Source organism: Clostridium sp. YIM B02500 (assembly GCF_022324665.1).
GTDB lineage: Bacteria > Bacillota > Clostridia > Clostridiales > Clostridiaceae > Clostridium > Clostridium beijerinckii.
Genome location: NZ_JAKGTE010000005.1, coordinates 173,950 through 192,533, shown reverse-complemented (window position 1 = coordinate 192,533; position 18,584 = coordinate 173,950). Strand labels below are relative to the sequence as shown.

Sequence of the window (18,584 nt, the reverse complement as noted above, 5' to 3'; positions counted from 1 at the left end):
ACATATGGTTTTTGGCAACCTTCTTTTATCTAAAGTTTACACTGCTGCTAGTCTATGTAAATTACTGTACTCTCCTTGTTTCTCCATTAATTCTTCATGAGTTCCTGCTTCTATTATACCTGTTTTTCCAAGTACAATAATTTCATCTGCATTCTTAATGGTAGACAATCTATGTGCAACTACTATGGTTGTCCTTCCAGCGCATAACTTTTCTAGGGATTCTTGAATTATGCGTTCTGTTGCATTATCTAGTGCCGATGTTGCTTCATCCAAAATTAATATTGGAGGATTTTTAAGAAAAACTCTAGCAATGGAAATACGCTGCTTTTGCCCACCAGATAATTTAACACCTCTCTCACCAATGTAGGTATCATATCCTTCTGGCAATGTATTTATAAATTCATGAATATTAGCCATCTTAGCAGCTCTTAATAATTCTTCCTCAGTTGCATCTGTCTTTCCAAACAGTATATTATCTCTTATTGTTCCTGTAAATAAGAAAACTTCTTGCTGAACTATTCCAATATTCTCTCTAAGAGAATCTAATTTAACATCATAAATACTCTTATTATCTATTAAAATATCTCCACTATCAACTTCATAAAATCTTGGGATAAGATTACAAAATGTTGTTTTACCTCCACCAGAAGCTCCTACTAACGCTAACATCTTTCCTTTATTTATCTTAATAGAAATATTTTTTAAGACTTCTTTTCCTTCATAGCTGAAATTAACATCTTTAAATTCTATTTCCCCTTTAACATTTTCAAGTTCAGTTGCATTTGCTTTATCTTTTTCTTTATCTTGACTCATTATTTCTATATATCTTTGGAAACCTGTAATTCCATTTTGAAATTGTTCCATAAAATCAATAAGTTTCTTTATTGGGGTCATAAAGATTTTTATAAACAGCATATATGCCATAAAATCTCCAATGTTTATAAGTCCAATAAGTGTAAATATTCCTCCTCCTATTAAACCTACATAACTTAGCACGTCCATTCCAAATCCTGCACCAGAAGAATATTCTGCCATTACTTTGTATGCTCTTTCTCTGGCATTGATGAATCTTTTATTTCCTTTTTCAAATTTTTCTTCTTCAGCTTCATGACTTACAAATGCTTTTGATATTTTTATTCCTGAAATACTATTTTCAAGATTTGCATTGACTGCTCCTGTTTCTACTTTAGTTTCAAGAAAAGCTTTATTCATCTTCTTTCTCTCATATAAAGTAAACCATACTATAAATGGTATAAATGCAAATATTAAAACTGTAAGAGGTATATTGATTGTACACAATATTATAAATGAACCTATAAGCATCACTATTGATATAAATAAATCTTCTGGCCCATGATGAGCAAGCTCTGAGATATCCATTAAGTCATTAATTATTCTAGACATTATATCCCCTGTTTTATTATTATCAAAAAAGCTATTAGGTAATTTTTGAAGGTGCTTAAATATATGTCTTCTCATATCCCCCTGCATTCTAACACCTACAACATGTCCCCAATACTGCATGAAGTAACCACATGCAGCCTTGATTCCAAAAATTATAAGTAATGCTATGGCAAATACAATAATTGTCCTTAAATCTTTATTAGGAATCGATTCATTTACTAGATCCCTTGTCATAACTGGATATACTAAATCGCATAAAGATGCGATAAGTGCTACTACTAAATCTAAAATAAATAATAATTTATACGGTTTATAAAATGAAATAAATTTTTTTATCATTTAAAATCTCCTTCCTCTAATGAATAAAATTCATATGGCTTGTATATACTTTAATATAATACATAATTTCCCAATTGTAAGGTGGTGAATAACTTTTATGAAAAAGCTATTTTATTTTGTAAGCTTCTGCTTAGCAATTCTATTGCCTTTATTTTCACTAAATATCATAGCAAGTAAATCTGATCCAGATTATTTTTTCCCATTAATCTTTATTTGCTTAGGCCTTTGTGATACATTGCTTGGCATTAATTTATTAAATGCAAATAAAAAATTTTTGGGTATTTCCAGTTTTGTAATAGCAAGTTTCTTATTCGTTTTAGTTGGAAGCAAAATTTGTATATATAATTAAAAATGTGTACTAGTAGTACATTCCTACTATATAACTTTTATATTATATTTAAAATTTCTTCCTTACATTTATCCAAATTCTCACTGAATGCTCCTGCTATTTTAACTGGCTTATTATTAAATACTATTATATTCCCTCGGAAATATATAGCTTCATCCAGATCATGAGTAACCAATATAACCATTCTTTTTTCTTTATCTAATAAATTTTTAAATTCATCAATTATGGCATATTTCAACTTATAATCTAAAGATTTAAAAGGCTCATCCATTAAAATGACCTTTGATGGCTTTCCAAATGCTCTTGCTATGTTAACTCTTTGTCTCATTCCTCCGCTAAGTGCATTTGGATATTTGTTTTTTGTATCGTAAATTCCAACTAAATTTAATACTTCATCAATTCTATTCTCTAAATCAGGATCCTTGAAATATTTTTCTAATGCAATTTCCAAGTTTTCTTTAACAGTAAGCCACTCAATTAACCTATCTTCTTGAAATATATAGCTTATATCACTTAATGAAACGCCACTTATCTCTCCACTTTGAACATCTATTATACCTGCTATAATGTCTAATAGAGTACTCTTTCCACACCCAGATTTTCCTATTATACAATTTATCTTATCGTCGTAAAAATCTATGTTGAAATTCTCAAAAATTTTCTCAGTTCCATATGACTTATTTAGATTTTTAATACTTATATTCATTTGGACCACCTATATGTTCTTTTCCTTAACAACTTATTTAAAAACTCTAAAACTAGAGATACAATGACAATAATTACAATCCATGCAAAAATCCCTGGAGTATTAAAATTAACTTTTTCTACCTGTATCTGTGATCCTATCCCAAACTTTGGCTGCCCGTATACTTCTCCTGCAATTACAACTTTAAAAGTCAATGAAAATGTCGATACAAAGATGCTCATAAAATAAAATTTCATAGTTGGAATATAGATCTTTTTGACCTTGTTTTTTAGGCTCACTTCATATATCTTCGTCATATCGATTATTTTTTTATCTATTTGCAAAAGGTTATTTCGTATACCTTCATAAAGGATTGGAAAAATGATAGCAAATCCTGCAACAAATGGTGTACTATCCTTATCAAACCACACCAATGAAAGAACTACTAACACCATAGTTGGAATTGTCTTGCTAAATGAATTTACAGGCTCCATTAAATACTTGAAAAAGGGATACACTGTTGCGAGCACCCCTAAAATCATTGAAAAAATCAAAGCTAATACATAACTAGTCGCAGTCCTGTAAAAACTGCTAAAAATTATCTTTAACGAATTTTTATCACCAAAAATATTCTTAATAGCTTCTAATACTTGTTCTAATCTTGGAATATATATGTCATTATTTATTATTACTGCAATTAGCTGCCATATCCCTATGAAAAATATACATGATAGTAAAGTATATAATCTACTTTTCCATGAATATTTCATCATTTGGTATACTTCCTCCTATTGTTTTTGGATCAAATTCATTTAATTTTTTAAAATAAGTTTCATATTCTTTATAACAATCCTTTATTCCTACGTATTTTATATTTGACCTATCAATAGCTTTTACTACTATTGGCTTCTTTGCCGAAACTCCTATTTCTTCGCAATAATCTCCAACAGTTTCTTTATTATTATATATCCACTCTTCTGAATCTTTAACTTGTTTTAAAAGTTCTGAAACAAATTCCTTATCATTTTCTAACAATTCCTTCTTAACTATAATTGTTGATTGAGGATATCCATATTGAGAGTCGTTTAATTTTTTCCATTCTTCATTTAAATTTAGCATTACATTAAACTTATCATTTTTACTCTGAACTGTTGATAAAGCTGGTTCTGGAATTACTGCATATTCTGACTTTCCAGATAAAATTATTGGTGCAAGCTCATTTACTGTATTTACATAACTAAAGTTAATTTCTTTATCTACATCAATACCTTTTTCTTTAAGTATTGTTCTTGCAATTATATCAGGCGTTAATCCCTTCCCAATATTGTAAACTTCTTTTCCTTTTAAATCTTCAACGCTTTGATTTTGATTAGTTGTACCTATATAAAACGATCCAAATCCAACTGTTCCTGCTATTTTATATTCCTTGTTCTTACTAAACACAGTTGCCGCCACGTTTGAAGGAACAATTGCAATATCTGGCTCACTCTTCATAACGCTTGTAACTAAGCTGTCAGAGTTTTGCTCAATAGTATAATTAACATTGTATCCAGATTTAATTTCCGGTTTTTCTTTTATAAGTTTAGCTACTGCTATAGCTGTAAGCCCATCTGGTGTTACAAAGCTAATATCTTTTGTTGATTTCTTATTATCTTCAGATTTGCTTTGATTTGAGCTACTGCCACAACCTGCAAATGTAAGAACGCACAATATCATAATCAAAAATGATGATACCTTTTTTTTCATTCTAATTCCCCCTAAAAAATATTAATATCTAAATTAAGAATTAAATCAAAATACTTAATAGTAATATTAATTAATTGATATTCACTATTAATTATAATAACATATTAAAATTGAAATACCAAATCTGTATGAATATCCAACTTTAAAACTATATTTATGTGATAACTTACCGAAATCATAAATATTTTGTTCCGAAAAGCTGTGAAAATATATTTATGATTTCTAGTGAAGATATGAACTTAAATTTTTATCAACCTTGTAAATATTTTCATCTAATAACTCCAATTTTTTATTGGATATCTATATAGATGACCCAATTATAAGTTAGATTTATACTATGAAATATATCTCAACTAGAAATAAGAATTATGCTTTTGTGAAATGTTTCATTAGGAATTTGATGGTTTTGATTCTTAGATTAAAAGTTGTTCCAAGTATGCTAGTTCAAAGCTCGCCTTTGAGGCTAGCATCTTGGGTGCAACTTGTGATCTTAGAATCATCCATCATAATTTCCTTAGAAACTGGAACAATAGCATAATTCTTATTTCGGCGAGACATATGCATGAGTTCGGGGCTTAATTGGGGTATCTATATATAATTTCAATAAAGATTAAAAACGACAAAAGAACATGTAGAATAATTATTAAACATGTTCTAATATATTTCTATTTATAAAAAATATACATTTATATACTTACTGAAATTAGATTTCCACATTCCCATCTTGATTGAACGATTAACTTAATAGCCTTGTAAATGTGAATATGTTATTGCAACACGTATATCATTTATTATCTATATATATCAACAATCATCCCTTGAATTTCATCAATTGTTGACGCTATATTTATATTATCTTTTTCATCAGAAAGGAGTGCTTTTGTTAATTCTTCAAGTTTTCCATCAACAGTATCAACCGTTACGAAATACTGAGTCTGCCAAAAGCTAATATCTTTTTTAGTCTCATACATGAACTTTAGTATCGATTCTAAATATTCTTTTATCATCTTCTTGTACATAACTACATCAACATAAGTCTTAGTAGTTACGAGCCTGTTACCCCTTTTTTTTATGTCATCTATCATTTTTTTGAGTTGTTCTTCTGATTTTTTATGTCTTTCCTGACTAAAACTTTGGGAAAAATCCTTTTTTTCAGGAACAATTTTTCTCTCAGAAGTTACGGTACCTCTTCGCACTCTACCAATCTCCATGTATATTCAATCCTTTCTTAACTCAAAAATAAAGTTTATCTAAAAGTTTAAAACTCTAAAAATAGCTAATTACGCTCTATTGTACATATGTTGCAATTCACATTTCACAATTAAAGATAAAATTCTTGCAATGTCTTTAAAATGATTATGAATAATTATTTTTGCAATATATATAATTAATTATATCAAAATCCAGTTATTTTCTCTACTTAATATTTGATTTTGATATGTATATTTCATTTTTTCCCATGTATATAAATTCATTAAACCTCTAATATATATATGTATATACTAAATTATGAATGGAGTGATGTTATCCATGTGGTTTGATGCACCTTCACAAGAAGTTCTACAAAAATTAAATGTTAATCCTGATGTTGGGCTTTCCGAATCAGAGGCAAAAGAGCGCCTTGAAAAATATGGAGAAAACAAATTAGCTTCTCAAAGCAAAAAGAGCCTTTGGCAGCTATTCTTATCTCAAATAAACGATGTTATGATTTATATACTTTTAGTTGCAGCAATTATTTCTGCATTTATGCACGAATATAGTGACACAATCGTGATACTGCTTGTAATTTTAATAAATGCCCTAATAGGGGTATTTCAAGAATCTAAGGCTGAAAAATCTCTCGAAGCATTAAAAAAATTATCTACCCCAAAAGCCATAGTTAAGCGAGATGGTATTATAAAAGAAATACCTTCTGAAGAAGTTGTTGTGGGTGACATTATTGTACTAGATGCAGGAAGATATCTCCCTGCTGATTTACGATTAATTGAAAGTGCTAATTTAAAAATAGATGAGTCAGCATTTACTGGCGAATCAGTCCCTGCTGAAAAAGATAGTAATGTTACCCTTGCAAATGGCAATATACCTATAGGTGATATGATAAATATGGCCTTTATGTCCACTTTAGTGACTTACGGACGCGGAACAGGTGTTGTTGTAAATACTGGAATGAATACACAAATAGGAAAAATAGCTGATATGCTAAATAAAGAAGAGGATAATACTACTCCTTTGCAACGAAGACTTGCATCTCTTGGAAAAACTTTAGGTTTTGGAGCTGTAGGTATTTGTATATTGATCTTTGTCATATCAATGTTTCAAGGACGAGATTGGTTCGAAATGCTTTTAACAGCTATAAGCTTAGCTGTTGCTGCAATTCCTGAGGGCCTTCCAGCAATTGTTGCGATAGTACTAGCAATGGGTGTACAGCGAATGATAAAGCAAAATTCTATAGTAAAAAAACTTCCAGCCGTTGAAACTTTAGGCTCTGTTAATATAATATGCTCTGACAAAACTGGAACTTTAACTTTAAATGTAATGACAATAAAAAAATGCTGTATAAATAATAAACTTGTATCTATTGATAATTGCGATCTAGGTGATAATGATACAAAATTGTTGTTTGAAGGAATGATTTTATGCAATGATGCTACTTCAAAAGATGGTAGTAAAACAGGAGATCCTACTGAAATTGCTTTGCTTGATGCTGGAATCAAGTATGACTTATATAAAGAAGATTTAAGCACAGATCACTCAAGGGTTGATGAAATTCCTTTTGACTCCGATAGAAAGCTCATGACTACAGTAAATAAATACGATTCACATTTTAAAGTTTTCACCAAAGGAGCTATTGATAATTTACTTAAACTTTCAAACAAAATCTTATTAAATGGAGAAATAATTGATTTCACACAAGAAAAAAAGGATGAAATCCTAAAAATATCTAATCTAATGTCTGACGAAGCCTTAAGAGTCCTCGGTTTAAGCTATAAAGACATAAAGGATGAAAGCGTCAGCATAGATTCTCTCGAAAAAGATTTAACTTTCGTAGGATTAATGGGAATGATAGATCCTCCTAGAGAGGAAGTTAAACCATCAATTGCTTTATGTAAGCAAGCTGGAATAACTCCTATTATGATAACTGGAGATCATAAAAATACTGCTTTTGCAATTGCTAGTGAACTTGGAATTGCAAATAGTATAAATGAATGCATGACTGGCGCTGAAATTGATAGCTATAGCGATGAAGAATTTAATAAAATAGTTAACAATTATAAGGTATTTGCTAGAGTTTCTCCAGAAAATAAAGTTAAGATTGTAAAAGCATTTAAATTCCATGGGAATATTGTATCTATGACTGGTGATGGCGTTAACGACGCTCCATCTTTAAAGGCTGCTGATATAGGTGTTGCTATGGGTATTACAGGGACTGACGTCGCTAAAGGTGCTGCTGATATGATTTTAACTGACGACAACTTTACCACAATAGTAAAAGCTGTAGAGGAAGGAAGAAATATTTATGCAAATATAAGAAAAGCTATAATATTCTTATTGTCCTGTAACTTGGGCGAAATAGTTTCTTTATTTGTAGCTATTCTATTAAATTTTGATCCACCATTATTACCAATTCATATTTTATGGGTGAATTTAATAACAGACAGTTTTCCTGCTCTTTCTCTTGGTATAGATCCAAAGGATCCAAGCGTAATGGAGCATCCACCTAGAAATCCAAAAGAATCACTTTTTGCAGAACACATGGGGTTATTTCTGGCTTTAAATGGTGTACTAATTGGTGGTGTAACATTATCTGCTTTTCTTCTTGGTGAAAGATTGTATATGAGCTCCCTAGTTCATGCTCAAACTTTAGCTTTTGTAGTTTTAAGTTTTTCCCAATTATTTTTTTCACTCTCTATGCGAAGCAGAGAAAAATCTCTTTTAAAGGTTGGACTCTTCACAAACAAATATTTATTGCTATCAATTCTACTTGGTATGTGTATTCAATTTTTAATAATTATAATTCCATTCTTCGCTGATGTATTTAATGTATTTATTTTAAGTGCCAGAGATTGGCTTCTAGTCATATGTATTTCTTTAATCCCATTCTTGCTTAATGAAATATTTAAGTTAATTAAATATCATAGATAAGCATAAGGTAATTAAAATATTACATTTATTACAATATTTTAATGATCAATTTTTATGAATATTGACAAACTTTTTTTATCTTTTTAATTATAGTTGAAACAAGATAATATCTATAGTACAATCTATCATATAAAAGGGATTTAGGAGGTATTAAAATGATAATAAAATGTATAGATAATGATCTTTGTTCAACTTTAACTTTAAATAAGGAATATGTGGTCATAGAAGAAGCACCTGAATATTATGTAATTATTGATGATAAAAATGATGAAACAACTTGCAGAAAATCAAGATTTGAAATTATTGAAGATGGTGGTTTAACTAAGAAAGCTAAAGCTACTATTACAGAATTAACTTATCAATTAGAAAATGATTTTAAAGACATAAAACAATTTTCAATTAGAAAAAATTCAAAAGGTGAAATTAAAGAAATATCTGTAAAGTTCAAATATATCTAGAAAAAAGTTCTGCTGGAAGGCAGAACTTTTTTAATTCACGATTCACAATTAAAGATTAAATTTTTAGATATATATTTTTAAAACTCCAAAGTAGCTTACCCATAATTGTGCATTATGAATTAAAAATTAAATTAGTAGATTAACATTATATTCTTCAAGCCAAATATTTACTTGAATCAAGAAAGCAAGCAATTGTGGTCCAGTCATTAGCTGCCCATACCATGGAGCTTTATATGATTCTCCTTTTGTGAGTATTATCTCTCTAACTACCTTTTCATCAATGATTTCATGAATTGGTGAAGATTTCTTATCTAAAATCTCAGTTATCATCTTACATACAATGTCTGTATAAACTGGATTATGTGTCTTAGGATATGGACTCTTCTTTCTGTATATAATGTCATTTGGCAATATTCCTTCAAAGGCTGCTCTTAATAATCCTTTTTCTCTACCTTTATATAATTTTACATCCGCTGGCAAGTTGAACGCATAATCAACCAATCTAATATCTGCAAATGGAACTCTTGCTTCTAATCCATTATACATACTAGTCCTATCTTTTCTTGTAAGAAGCTGAACCATGAACCATTTTAGATTTAAATACGATACTTCCCTCATCCTATAATCTCTCTTACTCTCCCCATCAAGATGAGGGACTTTACTTAGAGATTTTTCATATTGAGTTCTAACTAATTCCTCTAGCGGCATATTTTTTAATTTCTTATTAACTATAGCCTTTCTATCATTAACAAACCTTGACCATGGGAATGTATCTAAATAGAACATTTCATCCCTTGTAAACCAAGGATATCCGCCAAAGATTTCATCAGCGCACTCTCCTGTAAGTCCAACTACAAAATCTTTACGAATTTCTTTACAAAATAGAAGCATTGATGAATCAATATCTGCCATACCTGGTAAGTCTCTTGATATTACAGCATCTCTTAATGCAGCTGCTAAATCTGAATGATTCAAAACTACTTTTCTATGATCACTATTTATAAACTTTGCCATTTCTTCTGACCAGTATTCATCTGATGTCGGTTGAAATAATGACGCTTTAAAATACTTTTCATTGTCTTCATAATTAATCGCATAAGTAGTAAGCTTCTTTCCCTGTTTTCTAAATTCCTCAGCAGCTATTGCTGATATAATTGAGGAGTCTAATCCCCCTGATAGGAATGTACAAACAGGTACATCTCCAACTAATTGTCTCTTTACTGCATCTATTAATAATTCTCTCGCATGAACTATTGCTTCTTCTGCTGTTTCATGAAATTCTTTTGCTTCAACTGTCCAATATTCCCACTTTTTAATGTTTCCATCACCTGAAACTAATAAACAGTTGGCTGGTGCAATTTCTTTTATATTCTTAAATACTCCGCTTCCTGGTATTGTCGCAGGTCCAAGCCCAAATATTTCAGTTAATCCTTCCATATCAATTTCTCTTTTAACTCTTGGATCTGCTAAAAGAGTTTTTATCTCAGAACCAAAAACAAGGGTATTATCATGAACAGTATAGAATAATGGCTTAACCCCCATTTGATCTCTAGCTAAAAAAACTTCTCTTTTATCTTCATCAAAAACTCCAAATGCAAATATACCTATAAGCTTATTTACACAGTCCTTCCCCCAACAAATATACGATGTAAGCAATACTTCAGTATCTGAATAAGAATCAAAAGTAAATCCTTTAGCCTTTAATTCTTTTCTTAAATCCTCAGTATTATATAGCTCACCATTATAAACCAATGTGTATTTCTTACCCTCAAATATTTTAGTCATAGGTTGCAATCCACCTTCTGGATCTACAACTATAAGCCTTCTATGGCCTAATAAAACATTTGGAGATATATAATATCCTTTTGCATCAGGTCCCCTCTTCTCCAAAGTCTTTATCATATTATTTAATATATCTTTATCTTGTACTATATTCTTTTTAAAATTTACTAATCCAGCAATTCCGCACATCCATTTCACCTTCTAATAGTATTGATACTATTAAAATATGCACATTTGAAAAAAGTGCGATAGCACATTAAGAACTTTTTACTTTAAAAAAAGTGCGATAGCACATTAAAATCTTTTCACCTTTAAAAAAAGTGCGACAGCACAATTAAGATCTTTTCAGCTTTGAAGAAGGTGCGACAGCACATTAAGATCTTTACACATTAGAAAAAAGTACGCACAGCTAAAAAGAGCACGAAGTGCAATTACGATCATATCACAGTTAAAAAAAGTGCGAAGCACAATTAGGAACTTATTAATCACAGTTAATATCTTTTCACTTCTGAAAAAAGTATACTCCTTTAAAGAGATCACACAGTTCAACCAATATCATTTCACACAAAAAAAGTTCGAACCACAATTAGGAACTTATCAAGTACAGTTAAAAACTTTGCGTACAAAAAGTGCACTATACCCAAAAAACTTTTCATATTTATAAGAAATGCATCACCTATAAAAGTGAAATAGCATAAAAAAACTTCTCCCTCTAATAATTGTATAAAGAATTATAAACTTATATATTTGATAAACATGAATACTATTTCTTATCTGTAACATACTAGATATGTATATTTAAATAGAGAGAGAAGGTAAAATAATTGAATGTTGCAAACAATTACCAAGCAAATATTGACTTAATTCATTCAAATTTAGTTGTAGATAAAAGTTTCGATATCGTTGAACGAAACTTCATTGTTGGGGGAAGAAGCTCTGTTTTATATTTTTTGAATGGTTTTATTAAAGATGCTATCATGGAGGAAATATTAAAATCTTTCTTTAAGATAACACCTGAAACAATGAATTCATACAAAACAATTGATGACTTTATCAACAATAAAGTTTCACACGTATCCGTTAAAACTGAAACTGATTTAGACAAAATTTTAATCGCGTTATTATCTGGCCAAACAATAATGTATGTTGATGGCTATGATTCATTTATACTCTTAGATTTGCGTACTTATCCAGGTTCAGATTCATCAAAACCTGAAAAGGAAAAAACTTTAAGAGGTGGAAGAGATGGCTTCATTGAAAAGTTAGTATTTAATGCTGGTTTCATTAGAAGAAGAATAAGAGATCCTAGATTAGTTTTTGATATACATCAAGTTGGTAATGTCTCAAAAACAGATGTATGTATCGCGTATATAGATGGAGTAGCAGATAAAAAAGTTCTTGATTTAATAATTGATAGCATATCAAAAGTAGATATAAAAGCTTTAACGCTTTCTGACCAAAGTTTAGTTGATGTAATGTGCACAAAAAATTGGCTTAATCCATTTCCAAAGGTAAGATTTACCGAAAGGCCTGATGTAGCTGCTGCACATATAGTTGAAGGAAAAATAATTATTATTGTGGATAATTCTCCAAACGTAATAATTCTCCCAACAGGAATTTTCGATTTTTTACAAGATATAAATGATTATTATTTCCCTTTATTCACTGGAAACTACCTAAGAATTGTTAGAAATTTCGTAATGTTAGCGACAATATTATTAACTCCAGTCTATTTGATGATTGTAAATGGGAATATTTTTATACCGAGTTATTTTGACTTCTTGAAACCGCAAGAGGAATTTGCTTTGCCTCTGCTCGGTCAATTCATGCTTTTAGAATTTGCTGTTGATATATTAAAGCTGGCTGGTTTAAATACTCCAAGCCCACTTGGAAGTGCAATGTCTTTGATTGGTGGTTTAATCCTTGGTGATTACGCTGTAAAAACAGGCTGGTTTATTCCTCAGTCTATATTATATATGTCCATCGTTACCATAGGAGACTTTACTCAACCTAGCATAGAAATGAATTTTGCTTTAAAATTTGCAAGGATGATTTTACTTATACTTTGTGGATTCTTTGGTTTCTGGGGCTTTATAGGTGGTATTATATTTATTCTAATAGTTATGGCAAGTACAAAAACAATAGCTGGTGATAAATATTTTTATCCTTTAATACCATTTAACTGGAAAGCTCTTAAAAATTTATTATTCAGAACAAGAATATCAAATGATGTACAATAATTTCCATAAATAAAAAGTGAGATATTTAGAATTAAGCATTTTAAATATCTCATTTTCTTATATAGGTATATTATTACAATAACCTAGTTCCCTCTTTATCCTGTGTAATTAGTTTCTCTCTCATTAGCCCGCCTAATGTCATTTTAAAATAATTTTTACTTGTATTAAATTCTCTCTTTATATCATCAGGTGACGATTTATCATTATAAGGCATAAATCCACCATTTGCTTTTAAATAATTAAGTATTGTTTCACTTAATTCACTTCTTGCTTCTAACCTTTTCTTTCTCGTTGTAACTCCAATAGTCCCATCTTCATAAATCCTCTTAACTCTTCCCTTTATTTCCTGTCCAGGATATATGTACTCAAAATGTTCATTGGCTAATATTAACCCTCTATATTCACCATCTATTGCAACATTTAAGGTCGCATTCTCATTTATTTCATAAACTATAGCATTTACTTCATCAGAAACTTTATATTTACCTTCTTCTGCTATATCTAAATAAGAGTGTATTCTAGTAGTTGCCGCTAATCTATCAGTTTTATCTACATACATATAAAATAGATATTTTTTTCCTTCTTTAAGCTTGTAACTTTGCTCTTTTAATGGGACGAATAAGTCTCTTTCAAGCCCAAAGTTTACGAATGCCCCAATATTATTTTGGCTTACAACTTCTAGATAACCAATCTCTCCAACTGTTAATAATGGTTTTTTTAGAGTTGAAATCATCCTATCCTTTGAATCTCTATAAATGAATACTTCTAATTGGTCGCCTTCTTTTATTTCATGTCCCTTTGCCGCACTGTTTGGAAGTAAGACCTCATCACCAAAATTATCTTCAAGATAATATCCAAAGTCTACTTTTTTACTTACTTTTAATTTACTATATTGCCCTACTGATATCATTTTTAATTTCCTCCATTAATCATAACAACTTAATCGATGTTATCTTCTTTATTACTTTTCTTGATCATTCTATATATTGAAATTAACTTTCTACATTGCTATCCTCAATTTGGTACTCACATTACTAGAACCTTGAATGTAAATTTATTACTACACAATATGATAATAACTCGTATCTTTTCTTTATATAAAACATGTTAAATCTAAATTACTTGAAATCTTTACTCAATTCCAGATAACTTATATATGATTTCTTAATTCCTTCAATTTCTTCTTGTGTTAACTTTCGTATCACTTTTGCTGGATTTCCAAGTATCAAAACGCCATCTTCAAATTCTTTATTTTGAGTTATTAAACTTCCTGCTCCTATAATTGTATTATTGCCTATTTTTGCTCCATTTAATATTATTGATCCCATACCTACTAAAACATTATTTTTAATGGTGCATCCATGGATTATTGCGCCATGCCCTATAGTACAACCATCTCCTATAACTGTATTATATCCATAATCAACATGTACCACACAATTTTCTTGGATGTTTGTATTCTCTCCTATAGTTATTGATGCTTCATCACCTCTTATAACAGCACCAAACCATATATTCGCATTTTTCTTAAGTGTTACGTCTCCAATAATTACTGCAGTTTCTGAAATATAAATATCGCTATCCAAAACAGGTTTTTTGTCTTTATAAATTTTCACCATAACAATCACCTCACTAAACACTAAGGTTATTTTAACATTACATTCACTTATTGTCATTATTTTGCTCACTTTAGAAATACGAAATAAAATAATAATTTAAACCATAATTAATTATTAATTGTGAATTGTGCATTGTGCATTGCAATATATATATACTATAAATAATTTTTAGAGGTAATAACTTTGGGGAAAAAAAAATCACCTAAAAATAAGCTTAATATAGATGATCTGAATTTTTACTATGGAATTCCTCATGCTCATTGCAATTTTTCCACTGGACATGGAACTCCAATTGAAGCATTTGATTATGCACGACATAATGGCCTTAATTTCCTTATTTTAACAGACCATAATAATCATTTAACAAAAACAATAAAAGTAAAAAGCTCTGAGCTAAGTAGATGGGATGCGCTAAAATATTTAACTGTTCGTTATAATAAAAAACATGAAAACTTTTTAGCTGTGGTTGGTTTTGAAAGCAAAACTAATCCGTTTGGAGACATTAATGTAGTAAATCCAAACAGGTTCTTTACTGGAACAGTAAATAATATGCAACTATTAGTTTTATGGATGCTTAATAATCCTAATGCATTTATTTCAATTAACCATCCCCACAAAACAATAACATATTTAGAATACAACTCTATTTTAAATAAACTAATAACTTCAATAGAAGTTGGAAATGGATCTTATCCAAACAAGTATTTAAGATATGAAAAATATTATTACCATTTACTCGATAAAAACTGGAAACTAGGCGCAATCAATGGTCAGGATAATCATAGATTAAACTTTGGTGACGATGAAAATTTAACATGTATAATTGCAGAAGAGCTTACAACTCAGTCTCTAGTCGACGCTTTTAGAAAACGACACACTTATTCAACAGAATCCAGAACTTTAACTATGTACTTTACAATAAATAATGAATTTATGGGCGATATTATACCTATGGAAGATGATAATTTACAATTTTCAATTTTTGCCCATGATCCTAATCACAAAATATTAGAAATTGATATAATATCTACTGGTGGGACTATAATAAAAAAAATATCTAACTTGAATTTAAATAAAGTAAAATACTTGTATTCTCACGAGCCCTTAAAAACTGAGTTGTGGTATGTAATAAAAATAGCACTGGATAATAACAAAATCGCTATTAGTTCTCCCATTTTTAGAGGTCAAGAATAATATTGTTTATATACTTAAAATATATATGTTGCAATTAGCAATTCATAATTCACTATGCACAATTACAGCTAAAATTCTTGCAATATTTTTAGAATTATGATGAAGATTTTTTGCAACGCATATATATTCTTAAAAAAATAATTCATATAAAAAGAAATAGAATATATAATTTCAAAACATTTACATTGTTATAAATCATACATTCTATTTCTTTTCTATGTTTCTATTTATTTTTTTTAACTCTATTTGGTTTAGCTTTTGGCTTAATCACTATTTGCTTTTCTTTTTTCTTAAGTCCGCCTCTTTGTGTAATATCCATGAACCATAAGAAAAATAGAACTGCAAAAATAGATAATCCACTTGAAATATAAGTATTTGATGCACCTACGAATATTTGGGCCGCAAATAATACTGCAGCTATCGCTAAAGGTATCCACTTATTTATACGCACTTTACCAAATATAAATTTTTTGCATAATGCATAAGCTACAAATATAACAAGAAGCATTACTACAAATAAAATAATTGATGTAAAAAGATTCATCTACTCACATATCCTCCTATAAAAAAGTCTATATGGTTAATGATAATTTATATATAAACTATTATCAAGCATTCCTTTTAATTGGTGTTGATTTCATCAGTATACATTATAATCAAAAAGTAATAATTTTTATTAAAATATCAATATTATAATTTTTTTTTAACAAATTTATAGTTTTATCTTTAATTATTCGCGTATATTTGATAAAATAGAAAAAGTATATGATATAAAAGATATGAGGTGATATAATGAATTTAATTTCAAATAATCATTTAGATGAATTAGATTTACAAATACTTGACTTATTAATAAAAGATTGTAGAACTCCTTACTTGGAGATTGCCAGAATATGCCACGTAAGCGGTGGTACTATTCATGTAAGAATGAAGAAAATGGAAGATCTAGGAATAATAAAAGGTTCTAGAATAATTTTAAACCTTCCTAAGCTAGGATACGATGTATGTTGTTTTGTAGGTATCTATGTTGATAAAACATCTTCTTTTAACTATGTATTTGACCAAATGTCAAACATAAAGGAAGTAGTTGAATTGCATTTAACTACTGGTGATTATTCTATGTTTGCTAAAGTTGTATGTGCTAATATTTTAGATTTGCAGAATGTTTTACTTAACAAGATAAATAACATTGATGGAGTACAAAGAACTGATACATTTATTTCTCTATCTCAACCTATAGACAGAAATATATCATTAGAATAATTATAAAAAAATAGAATAAAAACACATTTTTATATACATACTAAAGGTATCTTATAATAAGGAGTGTGTTTTTTATGAAAATTTTAAATTCAATTTCACTTGCCCTTATAATTATAGGCGGCATTAATTGGGGCTTAATAGGTTTTTTTAGATTTAACTTAGTAGATTTCCTTTTTGGAAGTTTTTCAATGTTATCTACAATAATTTATTGTTTAGTTGGAATTGCCAGTTTATATTCTATCTCTTTTTTCGTTCAAGAAAGATCTAGAGTATAATGCAGCATAATAAATATTAATATTATATTTGTTAAAATAAAAATGACTTAAACGCTAATTCTATAGCTGCTAATCTCAATATAATATTTATTTATACTTAAGCTTTATACATAGTGATAAGAAATTTTTAATGTAAAATTAATATTTCTTTAGCTATGTTTTGATATATAATGGAATAAATTATTAATACTTATATTTTACTAGGAGGTTAGTATACATTTGCGTACAGTATTAAATTTTAATTTTTATAATTTAATATATTTTTTTGTATTCTATTCATTTGCTGGCTGGTGCCTCGAAGTCTTGTATTATTTTAAAAATGAACGTAGGTTTGTTAATAGAGGCTTTTTATATGGTCCCTTTTGTCCTATATATGGATTTGGTGTCTTATTTCTTGTAGTCTTTCTTGATAACTACAAACATAATATTTTCGCCTTATTCTTCTTAGCCTGTTTCTTTACAACAGTCTTAGAATATATTACTGGTTTTGTATTAGAAAAAGCATTTAAGACAAAATGGTGGGATTATACTGGCGATCCATTTAATATACATGGTCGTGTTTGTTTACTTTATTCTCTACTCTGGGGAGTTGGTGAGGTAGGCATAATTAAGATAATACATCCTATAGTGGTAAACATAATCAATAATATTCCCAAAACACTTGGTGAGGTATTTATTTTCTTTATTATTATTTATTATCTTATTGATTTTAGTTTAACTATAGCTTCGTTAATGCAATTTGAAAAAATGTCTTTTGCATTTCAATTTGTGCCAGCTAATTTTTTATTTGATAAACCAAGTTCATTATTGAGCTTTACAAAAGAAAAAGCTGTTGGTAGAATTAGACACTTTGAATCATTTTTCAGTAAGCTAAAAATGAATTTATATAATAGACAATCAAGACAAAACTTTTCAAGTATTTCTTATAGATCTTTAAATATTTTTAAGGCTTTAAGAGATAAATTAAAAAGAGATTAAGGTAAAGTATTTACCTTAATCTCTTTTAGGCACATGAAAATAAATAACAATTCCAAAGTTGCCATGGATATTTTTCGTTAGACAAGGCGGCAAATTGCCCTCATAGCGG

At 29.0% G+C, this 18,584-nt stretch carries 17 protein-coding genes; 8 read left to right on the top strand and 9 right to left on the bottom strand.

Annotation, left to right across the window (positions count from 1 at the left end; translation table 11 throughout):
* Positions 1-36: 36 nt before the first annotated feature.
* A complete protein-coding gene (locus L1S46_RS06125; RefSeq protein ID WP_238899516.1) occupies positions 37-1,743 on the bottom strand; it encodes an ABC transporter ATP-binding protein in 1,707 nt (568 codons plus the stop codon).
* A gap of 97 nt (positions 1,744-1,840) precedes the next feature.
* Here L1S46_RS06125 and L1S46_RS06120 point away from each other — a divergent pair, with 97 nt between their 5' ends.
* Positions 1,841-2,092, top strand: a complete 252-nt coding sequence (locus L1S46_RS06120; RefSeq protein WP_017212760.1) for a hypothetical protein — start codon at positions 1,841-1,843, stop codon at positions 2,090-2,092.
* A gap of 37 nt (positions 2,093-2,129) precedes the next feature.
* Here the strand turns inward: L1S46_RS06120 and L1S46_RS06115 are convergent, their stop codons facing one another.
* The 4 genes from L1S46_RS06115 to L1S46_RS06100 form a co-directional block, all read right to left on the bottom strand.
* Positions 2,130-2,798 carry an ABC transporter ATP-binding protein gene (locus L1S46_RS06115; protein WP_238899515.1) on the bottom strand — a complete coding sequence of 223 codons (669 nt, stop codon included), beginning with the start codon at positions 2,796-2,798 and terminating at the stop codon, positions 2,130-2,132.
* Positions 2,795-3,550 (bottom strand): ABC transporter permease subunit, encoded by a 756-nt coding sequence (locus tag L1S46_RS06110; protein ID WP_238860616.1) that lies wholly within the window; start codon positions 3,548-3,550, stop codon positions 2,795-2,797. The genes L1S46_RS06115 and L1S46_RS06110 overlap by 4 nt, the downstream gene beginning before the upstream one ends.
* Entirely contained in the window at positions 3,525-4,523 is a 999-nt protein-coding gene (locus L1S46_RS06105; protein WP_238899514.1) for an ABC transporter substrate-binding protein, read from the bottom strand. The genes L1S46_RS06110 and L1S46_RS06105 overlap by 26 nt, the downstream gene beginning before the upstream one ends.
* Before the next feature lie 791 nt (positions 4,524-5,314).
* The gene (locus L1S46_RS06100; protein ID WP_238860620.1) at positions 5,315-5,734 is read right to left on the bottom strand and encodes a YaaR family protein; all 420 of its coding nucleotides are present in this window, start codon (positions 5,732-5,734) and stop codon (positions 5,315-5,317) included.
* A 319-nt stretch (positions 5,735-6,053) separates the two neighbouring features.
* On the opposite strand from L1S46_RS06100, the gene L1S46_RS06095 reads away from it, so the two are divergent.
* Both L1S46_RS06095 and L1S46_RS06090 read left to right on the top strand, forming a co-directional pair.
* Positions 6,054-8,666: a calcium-translocating P-type ATPase, PMCA-type gene (locus L1S46_RS06095; protein ID WP_238899513.1), complete on the top strand. Its 2,613-nt coding sequence runs from the start codon at positions 6,054-6,056 to the stop codon at positions 8,664-8,666.
* Between the two features lie 155 nt (positions 8,667-8,821).
* Positions 8,822-9,124, top strand: coding sequence for a hypothetical protein (locus L1S46_RS06090; RefSeq protein ID WP_011968378.1), 303 nt, complete (start codon positions 8,822-8,824; stop codon positions 9,122-9,124).
* Positions 9,125-9,250: 126 nt separating this feature from the next.
* Here L1S46_RS06090 and asnB read toward each other — a convergent pair whose 3' ends face one another.
* Positions 9,251-11,095, bottom strand: a complete 1,845-nt coding sequence (gene asnB / locus L1S46_RS06085) for an asparagine synthase (glutamine-hydrolyzing) (RefSeq protein ID WP_011968377.1) — start codon at positions 11,093-11,095, stop codon at positions 9,251-9,253.
* A gap of 635 nt (positions 11,096-11,730) precedes the next feature.
* On the opposite strand from asnB, the gene L1S46_RS06080 reads away from it, so the two are divergent.
* A complete protein-coding gene (locus tag L1S46_RS06080) occupies positions 11,731-13,146 on the top strand; it encodes a spore germination protein (RefSeq protein ID WP_011968376.1) in 1,416 nt (471 codons plus the stop codon).
* Positions 13,147-13,219: 73 nt separating this feature from the next.
* Here the strand turns inward: L1S46_RS06080 and L1S46_RS06075 are convergent, their stop codons facing one another.
* Both L1S46_RS06075 and L1S46_RS06070 read right to left on the bottom strand, forming a co-directional pair.
* Positions 13,220-14,056: a S1-like domain-containing RNA-binding protein gene (locus L1S46_RS06075; RefSeq protein ID WP_011968375.1), complete on the bottom strand. Its 837-nt coding sequence runs from the start codon at positions 14,054-14,056 to the stop codon at positions 13,220-13,222.
* Positions 14,057-14,264: 208 nt separating this feature from the next.
* The gene (locus tag L1S46_RS06070) at positions 14,265-14,765 is read right to left on the bottom strand and encodes a gamma carbonic anhydrase family protein (RefSeq protein WP_026015891.1); all 501 of its coding nucleotides are present in this window, start codon (positions 14,763-14,765) and stop codon (positions 14,265-14,267) included.
* 183 nt (positions 14,766-14,948) lie between these two features.
* On the opposite strand from L1S46_RS06070, the gene L1S46_RS06065 reads away from it, so the two are divergent.
* Positions 14,949-15,959, top strand: coding sequence for a CehA/McbA family metallohydrolase (locus L1S46_RS06065; RefSeq protein WP_017212753.1), 1,011 nt, complete (start codon positions 14,949-14,951; stop codon positions 15,957-15,959).
* A 223-nt stretch (positions 15,960-16,182) separates the two neighbouring features.
* On the opposite strand, the gene L1S46_RS06060 is transcribed toward L1S46_RS06065, so the two are convergent.
* Positions 16,183-16,503, bottom strand: a complete 321-nt coding sequence (locus tag L1S46_RS06060; RefSeq protein WP_023973477.1) for a hypothetical protein — start codon at positions 16,501-16,503, stop codon at positions 16,183-16,185.
* A gap of 248 nt (positions 16,504-16,751) precedes the next feature.
* Here L1S46_RS06060 and L1S46_RS06055 point away from each other — a divergent pair, with 248 nt between their 5' ends.
* The 3 genes from L1S46_RS06055 (at position 16,752) to L1S46_RS06045 (ending at position 18,475) form a co-directional block, all read left to right on the top strand.
* Positions 16,752-17,222: an Lrp/AsnC ligand binding domain-containing protein gene (locus L1S46_RS06055; protein WP_011968371.1), complete on the top strand. Its 471-nt coding sequence runs from the start codon at positions 16,752-16,754 to the stop codon at positions 17,220-17,222.
* 74 nt (positions 17,223-17,296) lie between these two features.
* Positions 17,297-17,497 carry a DUF378 domain-containing protein gene (locus L1S46_RS06050; protein WP_011968370.1) on the top strand — a complete coding sequence of 67 codons (201 nt, stop codon included), beginning with the start codon at positions 17,297-17,299 and terminating at the stop codon, positions 17,495-17,497.
* Between the two features lie 219 nt (positions 17,498-17,716).
* Entirely contained in the window at positions 17,717-18,475 is a 759-nt protein-coding gene (locus tag L1S46_RS06045) for a putative ABC transporter permease (RefSeq protein WP_238860624.1), read from the top strand.
* The last annotated feature ends 109 nt before the right edge of the window (positions 18,476-18,584 follow it).